This window comes from Cupriavidus sp. F041, assembly GCF_057814235.1.
In genome coordinates this window covers 1,542,105-1,556,812 of sequence record NZ_JBVASY010000002.1, presented here as the reverse complement: position 1 = coordinate 1,556,812, position 14,708 = coordinate 1,542,105, and the positions used below count along the sequence as shown (strand labels likewise).

12 protein-coding genes are annotated in these 14,708 nt (G+C 68.1%); all 12 read right to left on the bottom strand.

Going from position 1 to position 14,708, the window contains the following annotated elements:
* Positions 1-11: 11 nt before the first annotated feature.
* On the bottom strand, positions 12-470 hold the full coding sequence (locus ACZY0R_RS24355) for a MaoC family dehydratase (RefSeq protein ID WP_428179160.1): 459 nt from the start codon (positions 468-470) through the stop codon (positions 12-14).
* A gap of 170 nt (positions 471-640) precedes the next feature.
* Positions 641-1,663 carry an NAD(P)H-dependent flavin oxidoreductase gene (locus tag ACZY0R_RS24350; RefSeq protein WP_488861906.1) on the bottom strand — a complete coding sequence of 341 codons (1,023 nt, stop codon included), beginning with the start codon at positions 1,661-1,663 and terminating at the stop codon, positions 641-643.
* 25 nt (positions 1,664-1,688) lie between these two features.
* Positions 1,689-2,483: a crotonase/enoyl-CoA hydratase family protein gene (locus ACZY0R_RS24345; RefSeq protein WP_488861904.1), complete on the bottom strand. Its 795-nt coding sequence runs from the start codon at positions 2,481-2,483 to the stop codon at positions 1,689-1,691.
* A 45-nt stretch (positions 2,484-2,528) separates the two neighbouring features.
* The gene (locus ACZY0R_RS24340; RefSeq protein WP_488861902.1) at positions 2,529-3,170 is read right to left on the bottom strand and encodes a hypothetical protein; all 642 of its coding nucleotides are present in this window, start codon (positions 3,168-3,170) and stop codon (positions 2,529-2,531) included.
* On the bottom strand, positions 3,167-4,168 hold the full coding sequence (locus ACZY0R_RS24335) for an acyl-CoA dehydrogenase family protein (protein ID WP_488861900.1): 1,002 nt from the start codon (positions 4,166-4,168) through the stop codon (positions 3,167-3,169). Before ACZY0R_RS24335 ends, ACZY0R_RS24340 begins: the two co-directional genes overlap by 4 nt.
* A gap of 52 nt (positions 4,169-4,220) precedes the next feature.
* Positions 4,221-5,378, bottom strand: a complete 1,158-nt coding sequence (locus tag ACZY0R_RS24330; RefSeq protein ID WP_488861898.1) for an acyl-CoA dehydrogenase family protein — start codon at positions 5,376-5,378, stop codon at positions 4,221-4,223.
* Positions 5,379-5,454: 76 nt separating this feature from the next.
* On the bottom strand, positions 5,455-7,020 hold the full coding sequence (locus ACZY0R_RS24325; protein WP_488861896.1) for an acyl-CoA synthetase: 1,566 nt from the start codon (positions 7,018-7,020) through the stop codon (positions 5,455-5,457).
* A gap of 48 nt (positions 7,021-7,068) precedes the next feature.
* Positions 7,069-8,004: an SDR family oxidoreductase gene (locus ACZY0R_RS24320; RefSeq protein WP_035874170.1), complete on the bottom strand. Its 936-nt coding sequence runs from the start codon at positions 8,002-8,004 to the stop codon at positions 7,069-7,071.
* Positions 8,005-8,051: 47 nt separating this feature from the next.
* Positions 8,052-9,041 carry a Bug family tripartite tricarboxylate transporter substrate binding protein gene (locus tag ACZY0R_RS24315; RefSeq protein WP_488861894.1) on the bottom strand — a complete coding sequence of 330 codons (990 nt, stop codon included), beginning with the start codon at positions 9,039-9,041 and terminating at the stop codon, positions 8,052-8,054.
* A 90-nt stretch (positions 9,042-9,131) separates the two neighbouring features.
* A complete protein-coding gene (locus ACZY0R_RS24310; protein ID WP_488861892.1) occupies positions 9,132-10,319 on the bottom strand; it encodes a lipid-transfer protein in 1,188 nt (395 codons plus the stop codon).
* Between the two features lie 34 nt (positions 10,320-10,353).
* A complete protein-coding gene (locus ACZY0R_RS24305) occupies positions 10,354-11,493 on the bottom strand; it encodes an acyl-CoA dehydrogenase family protein (protein ID WP_488861890.1) in 1,140 nt (379 codons plus the stop codon).
* A gap of 180 nt (positions 11,494-11,673) precedes the next feature.
* Complete coding sequence (locus ACZY0R_RS24300) at positions 11,674-14,451, bottom strand: winged helix-turn-helix domain-containing protein (protein ID WP_488861888.1); 2,778 nt, start codon at positions 14,449-14,451, stop codon at positions 11,674-11,676.
* Between the last annotated feature and the right edge of the window lie 257 nt (positions 14,452-14,708).

Sequence of the window (14,708 nt, the reverse complement as noted above, 5' to 3'; positions counted from 1 at the left end):
CCTGTCGGCTATCAGTAGCGCATCTGCAGCAACCACGTGGCCACCATGGCCGGACGCTCGCTCCCTTCCACATGGATCTCCACCCGCCAGATGCCGCGCACCTCGCCCGGGCGGACGTCTTCCAGACCGGCCAGGTGGAAGCTTCCGCGGATGCGGGCGCCGGCTGGCACCGGGCCGGTGAAGCGGATCTTGTCAAAGCCGTAGTTGAGCAGGAGCTTGCAGCCCGGAAGGCTGAAGCACTGCGTATAGGCGGCGGTGACCATCGACAGGGTCAGCAGCCCGTGGGCGATGGTGCAGCCATAGGGCGAATCGGCGGCGGCGCGCGCCGGATCGACATGGATCCATTGCCGGTCGCCGGTCACGTTGGCAAAGGTGTCGATGGTGGCCTGGTCAAGGGTGAAATAGCCGCTGACCGCGGCCGGCCCGTGCAGCCGGGCGCGAACCGCGTCGATGGAGTTCAGGGTATGCATAGGTCTAATCCGCTTTCAGTCCGAGGGTGTTCGCAACCGGAATCCATTTGGCGCGTTCCTAGGTCAAGAGACGGCCAAACTCCTCCGGCGTGGCAGGAAGGGGCGCTGGCACCGGTATTGGGAAAACCCGGTTCGCGCAGCGTCGGCACATCCGGCAGCAGCACTGCGGCCTAAGCTGGCAAAGCCTGCTCAGGTTCCGCCCAGTCAAAGCGCCCAGCGAACGTCCGTGCCGCACTCGCCGCATCGCGCATGAGCCGCTCAACGATCTCCGCCGCCGGCACGATGCCATCGGCAAAGCCGCCGGCGGGCCCCAGCGAGACGATCCCGCCTTCGACATCGCCATCCTGATAGACCCGCTGCCCGGTACGCGAAGACAGGATCAGGTCGCCGAAGTCCGCATGGTGGCGCGCGCCACCGGCTTCCAGCCGTTGCACCTCGCGCGCCGCGTCATTCACCAGGACCCGCCACGTATCGCCGAGCGAGGCAAGGATCGCGGTAGAACAACCCGCATCGGACGCCACGATTCTCTGCTTCAGGGCATCGTGCGCGATGATCTCGGACGCGACCATGAAACGGCTGCCCATGACAACGCCGTCGGCGCCCAGCGCGAGCGCCGCGGCAATCTGCCGGCCGTTGCCGATACCGCCGCCGATCACCAGCGGGATGCGGATCTGCTCCAGCGCAAAGGCGCCATTGAGGAAAGCCGATAGCTGGTTGTCTCCCGGATGCCCCCCCTCTTCCATCCCGACCAGCGCGATCGCGTCCACCCCGAGCCGCTCCGCGCTCAGCGCATGGCGCACGCTGGGGCACTTGTGGATCAGGATGCCGCCGCCATCGTGGATGGCATCGACCAGTTCCTCGGGCGAAGAACCCGCGCTCTCGAAGTGGCGCACGCCCTCCGCCAGCGCGGCCTGTATCCACGCGGCGACGTCCTTGTTGGCGCCCGGGCGGCGCGACAGCGTCAGGTTCACGCCGAACGGCCGGCCGTTCGTCAGCGCCCGGCAGCGGCGCAGGTCGTTGCGCAAGGCGTCGACACTGTCGAACGAGCGCGCGGTGATAAACCCCATGGCGCCCGCGTTGACCACCGCGGCGACGATGCCGGATTCGCCGAGGTGGTGCATGCCGCCGAGCAGCAGCGGATGGCGGATGCCGAAGAGATCGGTGATGCGCGTGCGGAAGCTGGATTCTGTCATGGCATGACGATGGCTTGCGCCATGCTTATCCCTTGAACGACGGCGAACGTTTCTCGACAAAGGCGGAGACCGCTTCCCGATGGTCCTCGGTCTGGTGCGACAGGACCTGGAAGGCCGCCGACATCTCCAGCAGCGTGTCCAGCCGCGTGTGCATGCCCTCGCGCAGCAGCCGCTTGGCCAGCCGGACCGCGTGCGGCGGGTTGGCGGCAATCGCCTGCGCGATGCCGTATGCGGTGGGCAGCAGTTCCCCGGCGGGCACCACGCGCGACACCAGGTTCCATTCCAGCGCCTGGCGCGCATCGATCATCTGGCCGGTAAAGGTCAGCTCCGCCGCGCGCGACAGGCCGATGATGCGCGGCAGCAGCCAGGCGCCGCCGTCGCCGGGAATGATGCCCAGCTTGACGAAGCTCTCGGCAAACCTGGCTTGCTCCGACGCGATGCGGATGTCGCACATGCACGTCAGGTCCAGCCCCGCGCCGATGGCAGGCCCATTGACCGCCGCGATCAGCGGCACCTCCAGGTTGAACAGCGCCAGCGGCAGGCGCTGGATGCCGCGCCGGTAGTCTTGCCGGATCTCCATGCCGGGCACCTCGCCGGAGGCATGGCGCCCCATGTCGCGCACATTGCCGCCGGACGAAAACGCCGCGCCGCTACCGGTGATCACCACGGCGCGCACGGAGCGGTCGTCCTGGATCCGCTCGACGGCGGCCAGGAACTCCGGTACCGCCGTGTTGCCGGTCAGGGGATTGCGCCGTTCCGGCTCGTTCATGGTCAGCGTAACGATGTGGCCTTCCTGCTCGTACTTCAGAAAATCGGACATGGATTTGTTCTCCTCGCGGCGTCAATCGCTGCTTGATACGATGCTTCAATCGTGGTGAATGGGTGCGGCATGGCGGGTCACGGTCCATCCCGTGAACGGATCCGACACACTCCAGCGCCGGGTCCATCTCGTGTTGCAGCTGCGGCACTGATGCTCCTTGGTCTGGCACACGACGCCCGCGCCAAAGCTGCGCCAGCGGACGTCGCCGACAGGCCGCAGCGCGGCATGGCCATTGGCGCAGCGCGCATCGTGGCGCAGGCTTTCGCAACGCGCGCACAGGTCCTGCAATGACGGCACCGGCTCCGGGCTGGCGGCCAACGGCGGGGGCGCGTGCATGTCGGGCGCGTCGCCGCGCCGCGCCTGGATGCGGCGCAGGGACGCCCAGAACAGCGCGCGCAGCGCATCCGATCCGCTCTCCTGGGCCGCGGCCTGGCAGCGCTCGGCATGGTGCTGCATCGCCATGCCGAACTCCGTCGCCGAGGCAAAGCAGACCACCCGCGTATGGAAGTCGCTGTCCTCGATCCAGCGATCGAACAAGCCGGCCAGATGCGCGTAGTAGTCTTCCGTGCCATTCGCCGTGCGCTTCAGGGTGAGCTTGTGGGCGAGCCGGCTGCGCGCGCGAACCTCCATCCGCAGCTCGCTGAGGATCGGCAGCAGCCGCTCGGCGGGCCGGCTGCGCGCGTTCATGCCGGCACGGCGCAGAGCGTCGTCCGTGCAAAATCCGCCACCGAGCCCTGCGTCCGGTCCAGCAGCGCTTCACCGACCACGCGGTTCCAGAACGTCTCCGCGCCATCGGCCGCGCGCCATTCATGCAGCCGCCGCGTGTAGAGCTGGAGATCGTATTCCTCGGTCACGCCGATGGCGCCATGCAGGGCGTGCGCCGCCGCTGCCACCAGCGGCACGGCCATGCTGGTGCGCGCCTTGGCCATGGCTGCCGACAGCCGGGCCGGGACCTGGCCCGCATCGCTGAAGGCCATTTCTGCGGCAATGCCCGCCGATGCCACATGCTGGGCCATCACGCTCAGTTGATGCTGCACCGCCTGGAACTTGCCGATCGACTTGCCGAATTGCGAGCGGTCATTGCAGTATTGCAGGGTCATGCCAAACACCCGGTCAAGGGCACCGGCGATGGCGGCTGCGTGGATCGCCGCGCTGAACAGACGAACCTCTTCGCCATTGCCGCCAAGGGCAGCAGGCACGGCGTCACTGTTCCAGCTCAGCGTGCCGCACAGGCTGCCGCGCACGCCGGTGGGCACGCGCTGCGCTTGCGTCGCGTCAAGCAGCAGCAGGTTGCCGTCCACGTTCGCGAGCACATGGTCGCTGGTCATGCCGAACGGCACCAGCAGCTCGCGCAGCACGCCGTCCGGCGTGCGCCGGCAGGCCCCGGCCAGCGTGATCATGCCGGCAGGCACCGGCACGCCGGCGTCGCGCAGCAGCGCCCGCGCCGCGATGCTCTGCGCCGCAGGCACCGGCAAGGCATAGCGCCCGAAAGCGGTGAAGATGGGCGCCAGCGCCGGCAATGGCAGCCCCGCGCCGCCTTCCGCCTCGGGCGCCAGCAGTTCCAGGAAACCCGCCTCTTCCAGCGCGTCCCAGACCGCCGTGGGCGCCGCGCCTTTCTCGATTGCCCGCACAGCTTCCGGTGTGACCCGGTCGCGCAGGATTTGCTCAATGGCTTCGGTGAACATGAGTCTCTCTTTCTAAATCGTAGGCATTAGCCGTATGCGTTGGCCGCGTGCTTCAGCGCAAGCCCAGGCCGCGCGCGATCATGCCGCGCAGCACTTCGCGCGTACCGCCGCGCAGCGAGAATGTCGGCGAAATCTGGCTGAGGTAAGCCACCGTGCGATAGAGCTCGGCATCCACTTCCTGCCCGGGGTCCGCGGCAATGGCGGCTTCCAGCAGCGCGGGGATGGCCTGCTCGAACTCCGTGCCGATGTCCTTCACCAGCGCCGCCTCGACAATCGGGCTTTCGCCGCGCGCCAGCCTGGCGGTGACCGCCACCGACAGGTTGCGCAGGGTGGCCAGTTGCGTGGCGAAGCTGCCCAGCAAAACGGTATCGGCGTCGCTGGCGCCGTGCCGGCGCAGGTGCCCGGCCCAGCAATCGATCAGCACGATGCTGGAGTAGATGCGCTCCGGGCCGCTGCGCTCGAATGCCAGTTCCGCCGTGACCTGCTCCCAGCCGCCGCCCTCGTTCCCGACCAGCGTGCCGTCGGCCAGGAAGACGTCGTCGAAAGTCACCTCGGAGAAGTGCGCGTCGCCGGTCAGGTCGACGATGGGCCGCACGTTGACGCCGGGCAGCGACAGGTCGACGATGAATTGCGAGAGGCCCTTCTGGCGGTCTTCCGGCACGCCGGACGAGCGCACCAGCGCGATCATGTAGTGGCAGTGATGCGCGTTGGTGGTCCAGATCTTGCGGCCGTTCAGGCGCCAGCCGCCTTCGCAGCGCGTGACCCGCGTGCGCACGCTGGCCAGGTCCGAGCCGGCGTTCGGCTCGCTCATGCCGATGCAGAAGAACGCCGTGCCCGCGCAGATGCGGGACAGGTAGAAGTCCTTCTGCGCCTCGCTGCCGTATTTCAGGATCAGCGGACCGCTCTGCCGGTCGGCCACCCAGTGGGCCGCCACCGGCGCGCCCGCGGCCAGCAGTTCCTCCACCAGCACGAAGCGCCTGAACGCATCCATGCCCGCGCCGCCGTAGCTGGCGGGCAGGGTCAGCCCGACCCAGCCGCGCCGGGCTAGGCGCAGGCTGAAAGCTGCGTCGAAGCCCAGCCACGAGCGCGCGCGGATATCGGCGGTCGCGGGCGGCAGGCTTTCCTTGAGGAAATCCTTCACTTCCGCGCGAAAGGCCTCGGCCTCGGGAGGCAGGGCCGTAAGGTGGAAGGCATCAAGCAGGTTGCTCACTTCTTGCTCCAGGTTTCGGTGCAGGCGGATGGCGCGGCGCTACAGGCAGCCGGCCCGCCGCATGGTTATTCAGGTCTTACGCGCCGGTACGGGCCGCATTCCAGTAGCGCTCCCGCAGCGGCTGCTTGTAGAGCTTGCCGGTCGGCAGGCGCGGCATGGCGTCGATGAAGTCGATCGAGCGCGGCACCATGTAGCGGGCCACCTTGGTGCGCAGGTAGGCCAGCAGTTCCTCGGCCAGCGCTTCCGACGGCACCACGCCGCTGGCCGGCTCGACGACGGCCTTGACCTCCTCGCCCATCTCGGCGTTCGGCACGCCGATCACCGCGGCGTCGCCCACGCTCGGGTGGACCACCAGCGCATCCTCGATAGCCTGCGGATAGATATTGACGCCGCCCGAGATGATCATGAACGCCTTGCGGTCGGTCAGGTAGAGGTAGCCGTCCGCATCCAGGCGGCCCACGTCGCCGACGGCGGTCCAGGTCGGATGCACCGGATGCTGCGCCGAGCGGGTCTTCCCGGGATCGTTGTGATAGTGGAACGGGAGCTGCTCGCGCTCGAAGTACACCATGCCGGTTTCCCCCACCGGCAGCTCATTGCCCTCGTCGTCGCAGATATGGAGGACGCCCAGCAAGGCGCTGCCGACCGAACCGGGGTGAGCCAGCCATTCCTGCGTATCGAGCGTGGTCACGCCATTGCCCTCGGTGGCCGCGTAGTACTCATGCAGGATCGGCCCCCACCAGTCGATCATCTGGTGCTTGACGTCCTGCGGACACGGCGCCGCGGCATGGATGGCGACACGGTGGCTGGACAGGTCGAAGCCCTGGCGCTGCGCCGGTTCGAGCTTGAGCATGCGGATGAACATGGTCGGCACCCACTGGCTGTGGGTCACGCGGTAGCGCTCGATCATGCGCAGCGCTTCCACCGCGTCGAACTTCTCCATGAAGACGATGGTGCCGCCGCAGAACTGCGTTTCCAGCCCGTAGCCGAGCGGCGCGGTGTGATACAGCGGGGCCGGCGACAGGTAGATGGTCTGCGCGTCGAAGCCGTAGCGTTCGAACTGCGGCCGGCGCGCCGACCCGGAGCCTTCCGTGACCATGCCGTTGGGCTGGTTGCGGATGATGCCCTTGGGCCGTCCGGTGGTGCCCGAGCTGTAGATCATGGTGGCGCCCATCCATTCCTCGGCCAGGCGCTCGGCGGGATAGGCCTGCGTAGCTGCCTCGTAGCTGTCCCAGCCGGGGATCGTGCCATCCATCATGAGTTGCAGGCGGCAGGTGGGCATCTGGCCGGACAGCAGCGCCGCCAGGTCGCGCATGGCGTACGACGTCACCACCACCTGGGCGTTGCTGTCCTGGATGATGTAGGCCGCTTCCGCCGCCGTCAGGAAGCGGTTGACGGGGGTGATCATCAGCCCCGAGCGCAGCGCCGCCCAGCACAGCTCGAAGCAGCGCATATTGTTCTCGAGCACCATGGCGATATGGTCGCCGCGCCGCAGCCCCAGCGCGTACAGGCACTGGGCGAAACGATTGGAGCGCGCATCGAGTTCCCGATAGGTCAGGATCTCGCCGGTGGTGCCGTTGATCGCCGCGGGCTTTTCCGGCGTCAGTCCGGCGTGGTCGCCCAGGTATTTCGGGGTCTTGGTCATGCTCTCTCTCCTTGGATCCTGGCTGCGGTGCGGGTCAGGCAACGGGCCTTATGCACCCGTCACCGGAATCTCGCCGGACGTGTCGGCGTTGGCCGCGGCCTGCCGTACCAGCCCGGGGATCCGCGCGCCCAGTTCTTCGGCCAGCCAGCGGCCCTCTTTCTCCATGCGCGGGCCGGCATGCCAGCCCTCGGCCACGGTGATGCGGCCGCCGCGCACGCCGAACACGCGCCCGGTGATATCGCTCGATTCGGTACTGCCCAGCCATGCCACCAGCGGCGCCACGTTGCCGGCGTCCAGCGGATCGAAGCCCGGCGCGGCGCCGGCGGTGAACTCGGCGCGCCTGGCCGCGAAGATATCTTCCGTCAGGCGGCTCATCGCGGTCGGGTAGATCGCGTTGACCGTCACGCCATAGCGGTCCAGTTCGCGCGAGGCAATCACCGACATGGCGGCAATGCCCGCCTTGGCCGCGCCATAGTTGGCCTGGCCCGCGTTGCAGTACAGGCCCGACGACGAGCTGGTATTGATCAGGCGCGCCACGCGCTGGCGGCCCGCCTTGGACTCCTCGCGCCAGTAGGCGGCGGCATGGCGCGACGGCGCGAAGGTGCCGCGCATATGCACGCGGATCACCGAGTCCCAGTCTTCCTCGGTCATGTTGACGAGCGTGCGGTCGCGCAGGATGCCGGCGTTGTTGACCAGCACATCCAGCCCGCCGAACTCGCGGATGGCGGCGTCGATCATGTTCTTCGCACCGGCCCAGTCGGCCACGTCGTCGAAGTTGGCCAGGGCCTCGCCGCCCATCGCCCGGATCTCCGCGATCACTTCCAGCGCGGGTCCGCTGGCCGCGCCCGAACCGTCGCCCTTCCCGCCCAGGTCGTTGACAACCACCTTGGCGCCCTGCCGCGCGAACTCCAGCGCGTACTCGCGCCCGAGGCCCCGGCCAGCGCCGGTGATAACGACTACGCGATCCTTGCAAAGCTGTTGCATGGCGAATCCTTGATTCCTAATTCTGTTGGCTATTTGCGTTGCGGCGTTCAGCGCGCGCTGACGTCATAGGTCTTGACCAGTTGGCGGTAACGCACCGTTTCCGCTCCGATCATGGTGGCCATCTGCTTGCCGGACTGGCCGATCACGTCGGCATACGCGGTGCGTGCGGCAAAGTCCTTGAACTCCGGCTTGTCGATCACCTTGAGCAAGGCCATTTCGAGCTTGTGCGCGATGGGTTCCGGCGTCTTGCTGCTGACGCCAAAGCCGATCCACACGGAGAGCTCGTAGTTCGGCAGCCCGCTCTCGCGCACGGTCGGCACGGCCGGCAACTCCGGATGGCGGGCCTTGCCGGTCACCGCCAGCGCCCGCAGCTTGCCGGCGCGGATGAGCGGCAGCGCGCCGCCCACGTCCAGCAGCGCAACATCCACCGAACCGCCCATCAGGTCGGACTGCACCTGCGACGCGCCCTTGTAGGGAATGTGGTTGAACTCAACGCCCGCCATCTGCTGCATCTGCAGCCCGCCCAGGCGGTAGTGGTAGCTGTAGTTCGCCATGCTGACCGAGCGCGCCTTCTTGCGGGCCGCGCCCAGCACGTCGTCGAAGGTCTTGAAGCCGGAACCGGCGCCCGTCACCAGCACCGAGGTGCTGCGGATGGCGCTGGCCAGCGGCCGGATATCGCGCTGCGGATCGTACGGCAGGCTGTCATGCACCAGCGGGTTGATCACCATGGAACTCGGCGTGATCAGCAAGATGCTGTAGCCGTCGGCCGGCGCGTTGAGCATGCTTTGCACGGCGATCAGCGTATCGGCGCCGGGACGGTTCTCCACGATGCCGGGCTGGCCCAGTTCCTTGCCCACCTGGTCCGCCACGAAGCGCGTCACGGTGTCGGAGCCGCTGCCCTGCGTCAGCGGCACGATAAAGCGCAGCGGGCGCGACGGAAAGCCGTCGGCCGAAGCGGCTGGCGCCGCCAGCGCCGGCGCCAGTAGGGAGATGGCGAGGCCAAAGCCAAGCAGGCGCAACGGTAGAGAGAACTTCATTTTTCTGCCTCCTGTCTGGGTGCGGCCGCCGGCTCAGGTCGGCAGGCGGCTCGCACCTTGTCCTTCATGTCGGGCGGGTGGTGCCCTATGTCAGTTCTTGCCGTACAGCGTCACCACGCAGGCGCCGCCCAGGCCCAGGTTGTGCTGCAGCGCCAGCTTCGCATCCTTCACCTGACGCTGTTCGGCGGTGCCGCGCAGCTGATGGGTCAGCTCATAGCACTGCGCCAGCCCCGTGGCGCCCAGCGGGTGCCCCTTGGAGAGCAGGCCGCCCGACGGGTTGACCACAACCTGGCCGCCGTATGTGTTGTCGCCGTCCATCACGAACTTCTCGGCGCCGCCTTCGGGGCAGAAGCCCAGCGCTTCGTAGCAGATCACTTCGTTCTGCGCGAAGCAGTCATGCAGCTCGCACACGTCGATGTCTTCCGGCCCGATGCCAGCCTTCTCATAGACCTTGTTGGCGGCCGCGCGCGTCATATGCGTGCCGACGTAGTTCAGCATCGACGGCGGATCAAACGAGGCGGGCGGATCGGTGGTGAGCGACTGGGCCACGATCTGCACATCGGTGCGCAACCCGTGCTTCCTGGCGAAACGTTCCGACACCAGGATGGCGGCGGCGCCGCCGCAGGTCGGCGGGCAGGCCATCAGGCGGGTCAGCACGCCGGGGAACAGCACCGCGTCGTTCATCACGTCTTCCGTGGTCACCACCTTGCGGAACAGCGCCAGCGGGTTGTTGGCGGCGTGGCGGCTGGCCTTGGCGCGCACCGCGGCGAAGGTTTCCAGGCGGGCGCCATAGCGCTGCATATACTCGCGCCCCGCGCCGCCAAAGGTGCGCACAGCCTGCGGCAGGTGCGCCATGTCGGCGGTCAGGCCGTGCATGATCGGCTGGAAGCGCGCGCGGGTGACCGGGCGGTCGTCCCAGTGCGACTTCAGCGCGCCGGCCTGCATCTGCTCGAAGCCGACCGCCAGCACGCAGTCGGCATCGCCCATCGCAATGGCCTGGCGTGCCAGGTACAGCGCGGTGGAGCCGGTCGAGCAGTTGTTGTTGACGTTGACGATGGGGATGCCCGTCATGCCCACCTCGTACAGCGCGGTCTGGCCGCAGGTGGAGTCGCCGTAGACGTAGCCGGCGAAGGCCTGCTGCACGAGGTCGTAGCCGATACCGGCATCGGCCAGGGCGCGGCGCACGGCTTCGGCGCCCATTTCCGTATAGCTCAGGCTCGCGCCGGGCTTGGCGAAGGGGATCATGCCCACGCCGCCAACTAGTACTTTTTCGCTCATGATGGTTTCCTGGTTCTCTGGATGACGGTAGGACTTAAAGCTTGCGGGCGATCAGGTCGCGCAGCACTTCGCTGGTGCCGCCGAAGATGCGGGTCACGCGCATGTCGACGAAGGCGCGCGCGATCGGGTACTCCAGCATGTAGCCGTAGCCGCCGTGCAGTTGCACCATCTCGTCGATGCACTTCCACATGGTCTCGGTGGCGAAAAGCTTGGCGATGGCCGCCTCCTGCAGCGTGAGCTTGCGCTCCATGTGCTGGGCGATGTAGTAGTCCACCATCGTGCGCACGGCCACGGCCTGGGCCTTGACGTCGGCGAGCTTGAACTTGGTGTTCTGGAAATCCCACACGGTCTGGTTGAAGGCGCGGCGGTCCTTGACGTATTGCACGGTCAGTTCGAGCTGGCGCTCCAGCCTTGCCGCGCAGTACACGGCGATGATCAGGCGCTCCTGGGGCAGTTCTTCCATCAGGTGGATGAAGCCGCCGTTCTCATTGCCGATCAGGTTGCCGGCAGGCACGCGCACGTTGTCGAAGAACAGCTCGGCGGTATCGGCGGCGCGCTGGCCCACTTTCTCCAGCTTGCGGCCGCGGCGGAAGCCCTCGCGGTCCGCTTCCACCATGATCAGGCTCACGCCCTTGGCGCCGGCCTTGGGATCGGTCTTGCAGACCACCACGACCATGTCGGCATTCAGGCCGTTGGAGATAAAGGTCTTGCTGCCGTTGATGATGAAGTCGTCGCCATCGCGTACGGCGGTGGTGCGGATCGACTTCAGGTCGGAGCCGGTGCCGGGCTCGGTCATGGCAATCGCCAGGATCTTCTCGCCGCGGCAGATCGGCGGCAGCCATTTGCGCTTCTGCTCCTCGGTGCCCAGGCGCACGATGTACGGCGCGGTGATGTCCGAGTGCACCGAGAAGCTGGGGCCGGAGATGCCGGAGCGGTGGTACTCCTCGGCCAGTACCGCCGAGTGGCCGAAATCGCCGCCGCCGCCGCCGTATTCCTCGGGGACGGTCACGCACAGCAGGCCGTCGCGGCCGGCCTTGAGCCAGGTCTCGCGGTCGACCAGGCCGTCCTTGTCCCACTGTGCCTGGCGCGGCAGGCATTCGCGCTCGAAGAACCGGCGCGCGGTTTCCCGCAGCATTTCATGGTCGTCGCGATAGACGGTGCGCTTGATTTCCACCAGAAGCTCCTCATTGGTCGGTTGCGAGGCCAGCGTCTGTCGCGGTGAGTCCGGACCGGGGATCGCTGCCTTGATGGAAGTATTCTGGTTGCCGGGCGGGGAAAAGTACCTACCCCGGTGGAGTAGGGGTAGGGGTAGGTACGGGCGAGGATGGCGAGGGTGGCCTGCGCGGCCGGTGCCCTAGCGGGTGGGGTGGGCGTGCTGCGGTTGCGCGGTCTTGTAGTCGCGCATGCGGGCGACCGCTTCATCGCGGCCCGACACGTCGAGCTTGCCGTAGATGTTCTTCAGGTGCCACTTGACGGTGTCCAGCGAAACGCCGAGGACCCGTGCGATCTTCTTGTTGGGCAGTGCCTGCGCAAGCAGGCCTAGCACTTCGTTCTCGCGTTCGCTGAGCGTATCGATCACCGGGTGAGCCGGAAAGGACACGGACGGCGCCGCCTCCTGCCCGGCTGGTGCCGTCGCCGCCATCAGCCGCTGGGCATAGAACCCAAGCACCGGGTCGAACCCCTGCTCCGCCGGCAAGGCTTCGAGCATGACACGCAAGCGCGGCGATACGTCCAGCAGGCTGCGCATCAGCCCAAGCCGATGTCCCAGGCGCAGCGCTTCGACGAGGTGCGCGCGGGCGCCTTCGGGATTGCACCGGCCTTGTTCGGCAATCGCCATCTGCAGCCGCAGGCTGGCCACCCGGCACCAGCGTCCGCCGGCTTCGGAGAGCGCGTTGAGCGGCGTGAGCCGCGCCATGGCGCCGTCGAAATCATTGCGGTGCAGGCACATGCCGATACGCGCCAGCTGCGCGCAGACGCTGATCTCCCAGGCGGTGCTGCGGGCCGCGCCCGCATAGCGGGCGGCGAGCGCTTCCAGGCGCAACAGGCTGGCGTCCGCCTCGTCGATCTCCCCCTCTTCCAGCAACCAGCGCGAGCGCAGGCAAAGCGCGTTCGCCAGCAGGCGGTCGACACGATGGCGCGCCGCATAGTCTTCCAGACGCTCCAGGCTGGCCCGCGCCTCCAGCCGGCGCCCGCCGTGCCAGTGCGCGTTGGCCAGCACCATCAGGCCGCGCAGCACGGTATCCGGAATCGAGACGCGCTCCAGCACGTCGATCCGCTTTTCCAGCAACTCGCGCGCGGCATCGACATCGTTGAGTTCGTAGAGCGCCTCGCCAAGCAGCGCCGCGGCCATGCAGGCAATGCCGATGTAGGCCGGGCCCTGCCGCTCGGCCTGCGCCAGCACGTCGCAGAAGATGCGCTCGGCCAGCAGGAACTGTCCTTCGGCCGCATGCGTCATGCCGCCCATGCAGCGGCCCAGCAGGACGCCGCGCGGCGCGCCTCCATGCAACGCGCCCTCCTCCAGCACCTTGCGCGCCTGCTTGTACTCGCCGCGGTGGATAAACATCCACGACAGCACATTGCCGCGCCCCGCGTAGGTGAAATCGTCGGCGTCGGGCGGCACGCGCTGCAGTTCCGGCAGCAATGCCACCACCGAGTCGGTGTCGTCGCGCTGCAGCGCCAGCCCGCCGCGCAGCAGTGCCAGCGCATAGCGCTGCCTGGGGCCGAGCCGGTCGTGCTGCGATGCCATCCGCTCGATGCTCTGCGTCAGCGCATCGATCTCGCCGGCATACATCTGCAAGTGGGCCAGCACCAGATGCAGGTCGAAGCGGGCCGTGACCTGTTCCGGCGGCAGCCGCCGCACCAGCCCCGCGAGCTGGCTGAGTTCCCCGCGCGCCAGCAGGTCGTGCGCGCAGGTTTCCACCAGGTCCGCCGCCGCGGCCGCGTCGCCCGCCTGGACCGCATGGCGCACGGCTTCGTCGATGTGCCCCTGCGCGCCGAACCAGTGCCAGGCCGCCGCATGCAGCGCGTGCTGTTCCGCCGGCGGCAACCCCGCCAGCCGGGCCAGCAGGACTTCGCGCAGCAGCGGATGCAGGCGGTACCAGGTTTCACCGTCCTGGCCGCCGCCGATCTGCGTGATGAAGAGGTCATCCGCGTCAAGCCGGGCCAGCCTGGCCGCGATCTCGCCGGCGGCATCCGGGCGCCCCAGCAGCGTGACGCACAAGGACGCGCAAAAGCGGTTGCAGACGGCCATGCGCGTCAGCAGGTGCAGATCGCCGCTGGCCAGGCGCACCAGCACCTCGCGTTCGAAATAGCTGGCAAACGCCTGGGCATCGCGCACCTGCACCCGCGCAAAGCCCGCCCCCTGCTTGCCTTTGAGATCGATCGCGAACAGCTGGAGGCCGGCTGCCCAGCCATCGGTCAGGTCGTGCAGTACCTGCGCGTCGCGCTTGTCGATGCTGCCAAGCTGTTCGCGCAGGAAGCGCTCGGACTCCTCGGCCGAGAAACGCAGGTCGCGCAGGTCGAGTTCGGTCGCCAGGTCCTGGTTGCGCAGGCGCGCCAGCGAGAGCGGCAACGCGTTGCGCGAGGCCAGGGCCACGTGCAGGTGGGGCGGCGCGTAGTCGAGCAGCCAGCGCAGCGCCTGGAAGATCCGGGGATCGTCCAGCAGGTGGACGTCGTCCAGCATCAGCACCAGTTCCCGCCGGCGGCTTGCGATGCCGCGCACCAGCGTGATCACCCAGTGCTCGGCCGCGGACTCGTCGCCGTCGCGCCCGATCAGGATCTCGGCTTCGCGCACCATCGCCGCGTCCACCGCGGCGAGGCTCGCCAGCAGTCCATGGAAGAAGCTGGTCAGGTCGTTGTCCTCGGGCGCCAGCGAGAGCCAGGCCACGTCGAAGTCCAGCGTCAGCAGGGCCTGCCGCCAGGCGAGCAAGGTGCTGGTCTTGGCGCTGCCCGCCGGCCCCTGGATCACCACGCAGCGCTGGCGGCGCGCGTCCACCAGGCGCGCCATCAAGGCCTCGCGGGGCATGAGGTGGCGCGCCCCGCGCGGCGGGGTGAATTTGGTGGGCGTGACTGGCTGGACCGGGCGCTCGGGTGAAGCGCGCGTTGCCGCCAGCTGCTCGCCGGAGTCGGACATGCTGGGAAGCCTTGTAATCGCTGCTTTCCGGATGGGAGGCAGCGCGCTTTCGCGAAGGGATCTGGTGCCTGGATTATAGGGGCCGGATATGCCTCTCCGGACGCCCGGCGTGGCCGCCTACCCGACGCGGGTAGGTCCGCGCATGGCCGCAATTTGTTCTACTTTGCCCCATGACGCCGGCGGCATTTGTCCGCTCCGGCCCCCTTCCAAACAGGCCAGGACGCCACGCCGCCCCGGCCAGACCGTTCACAGGATCA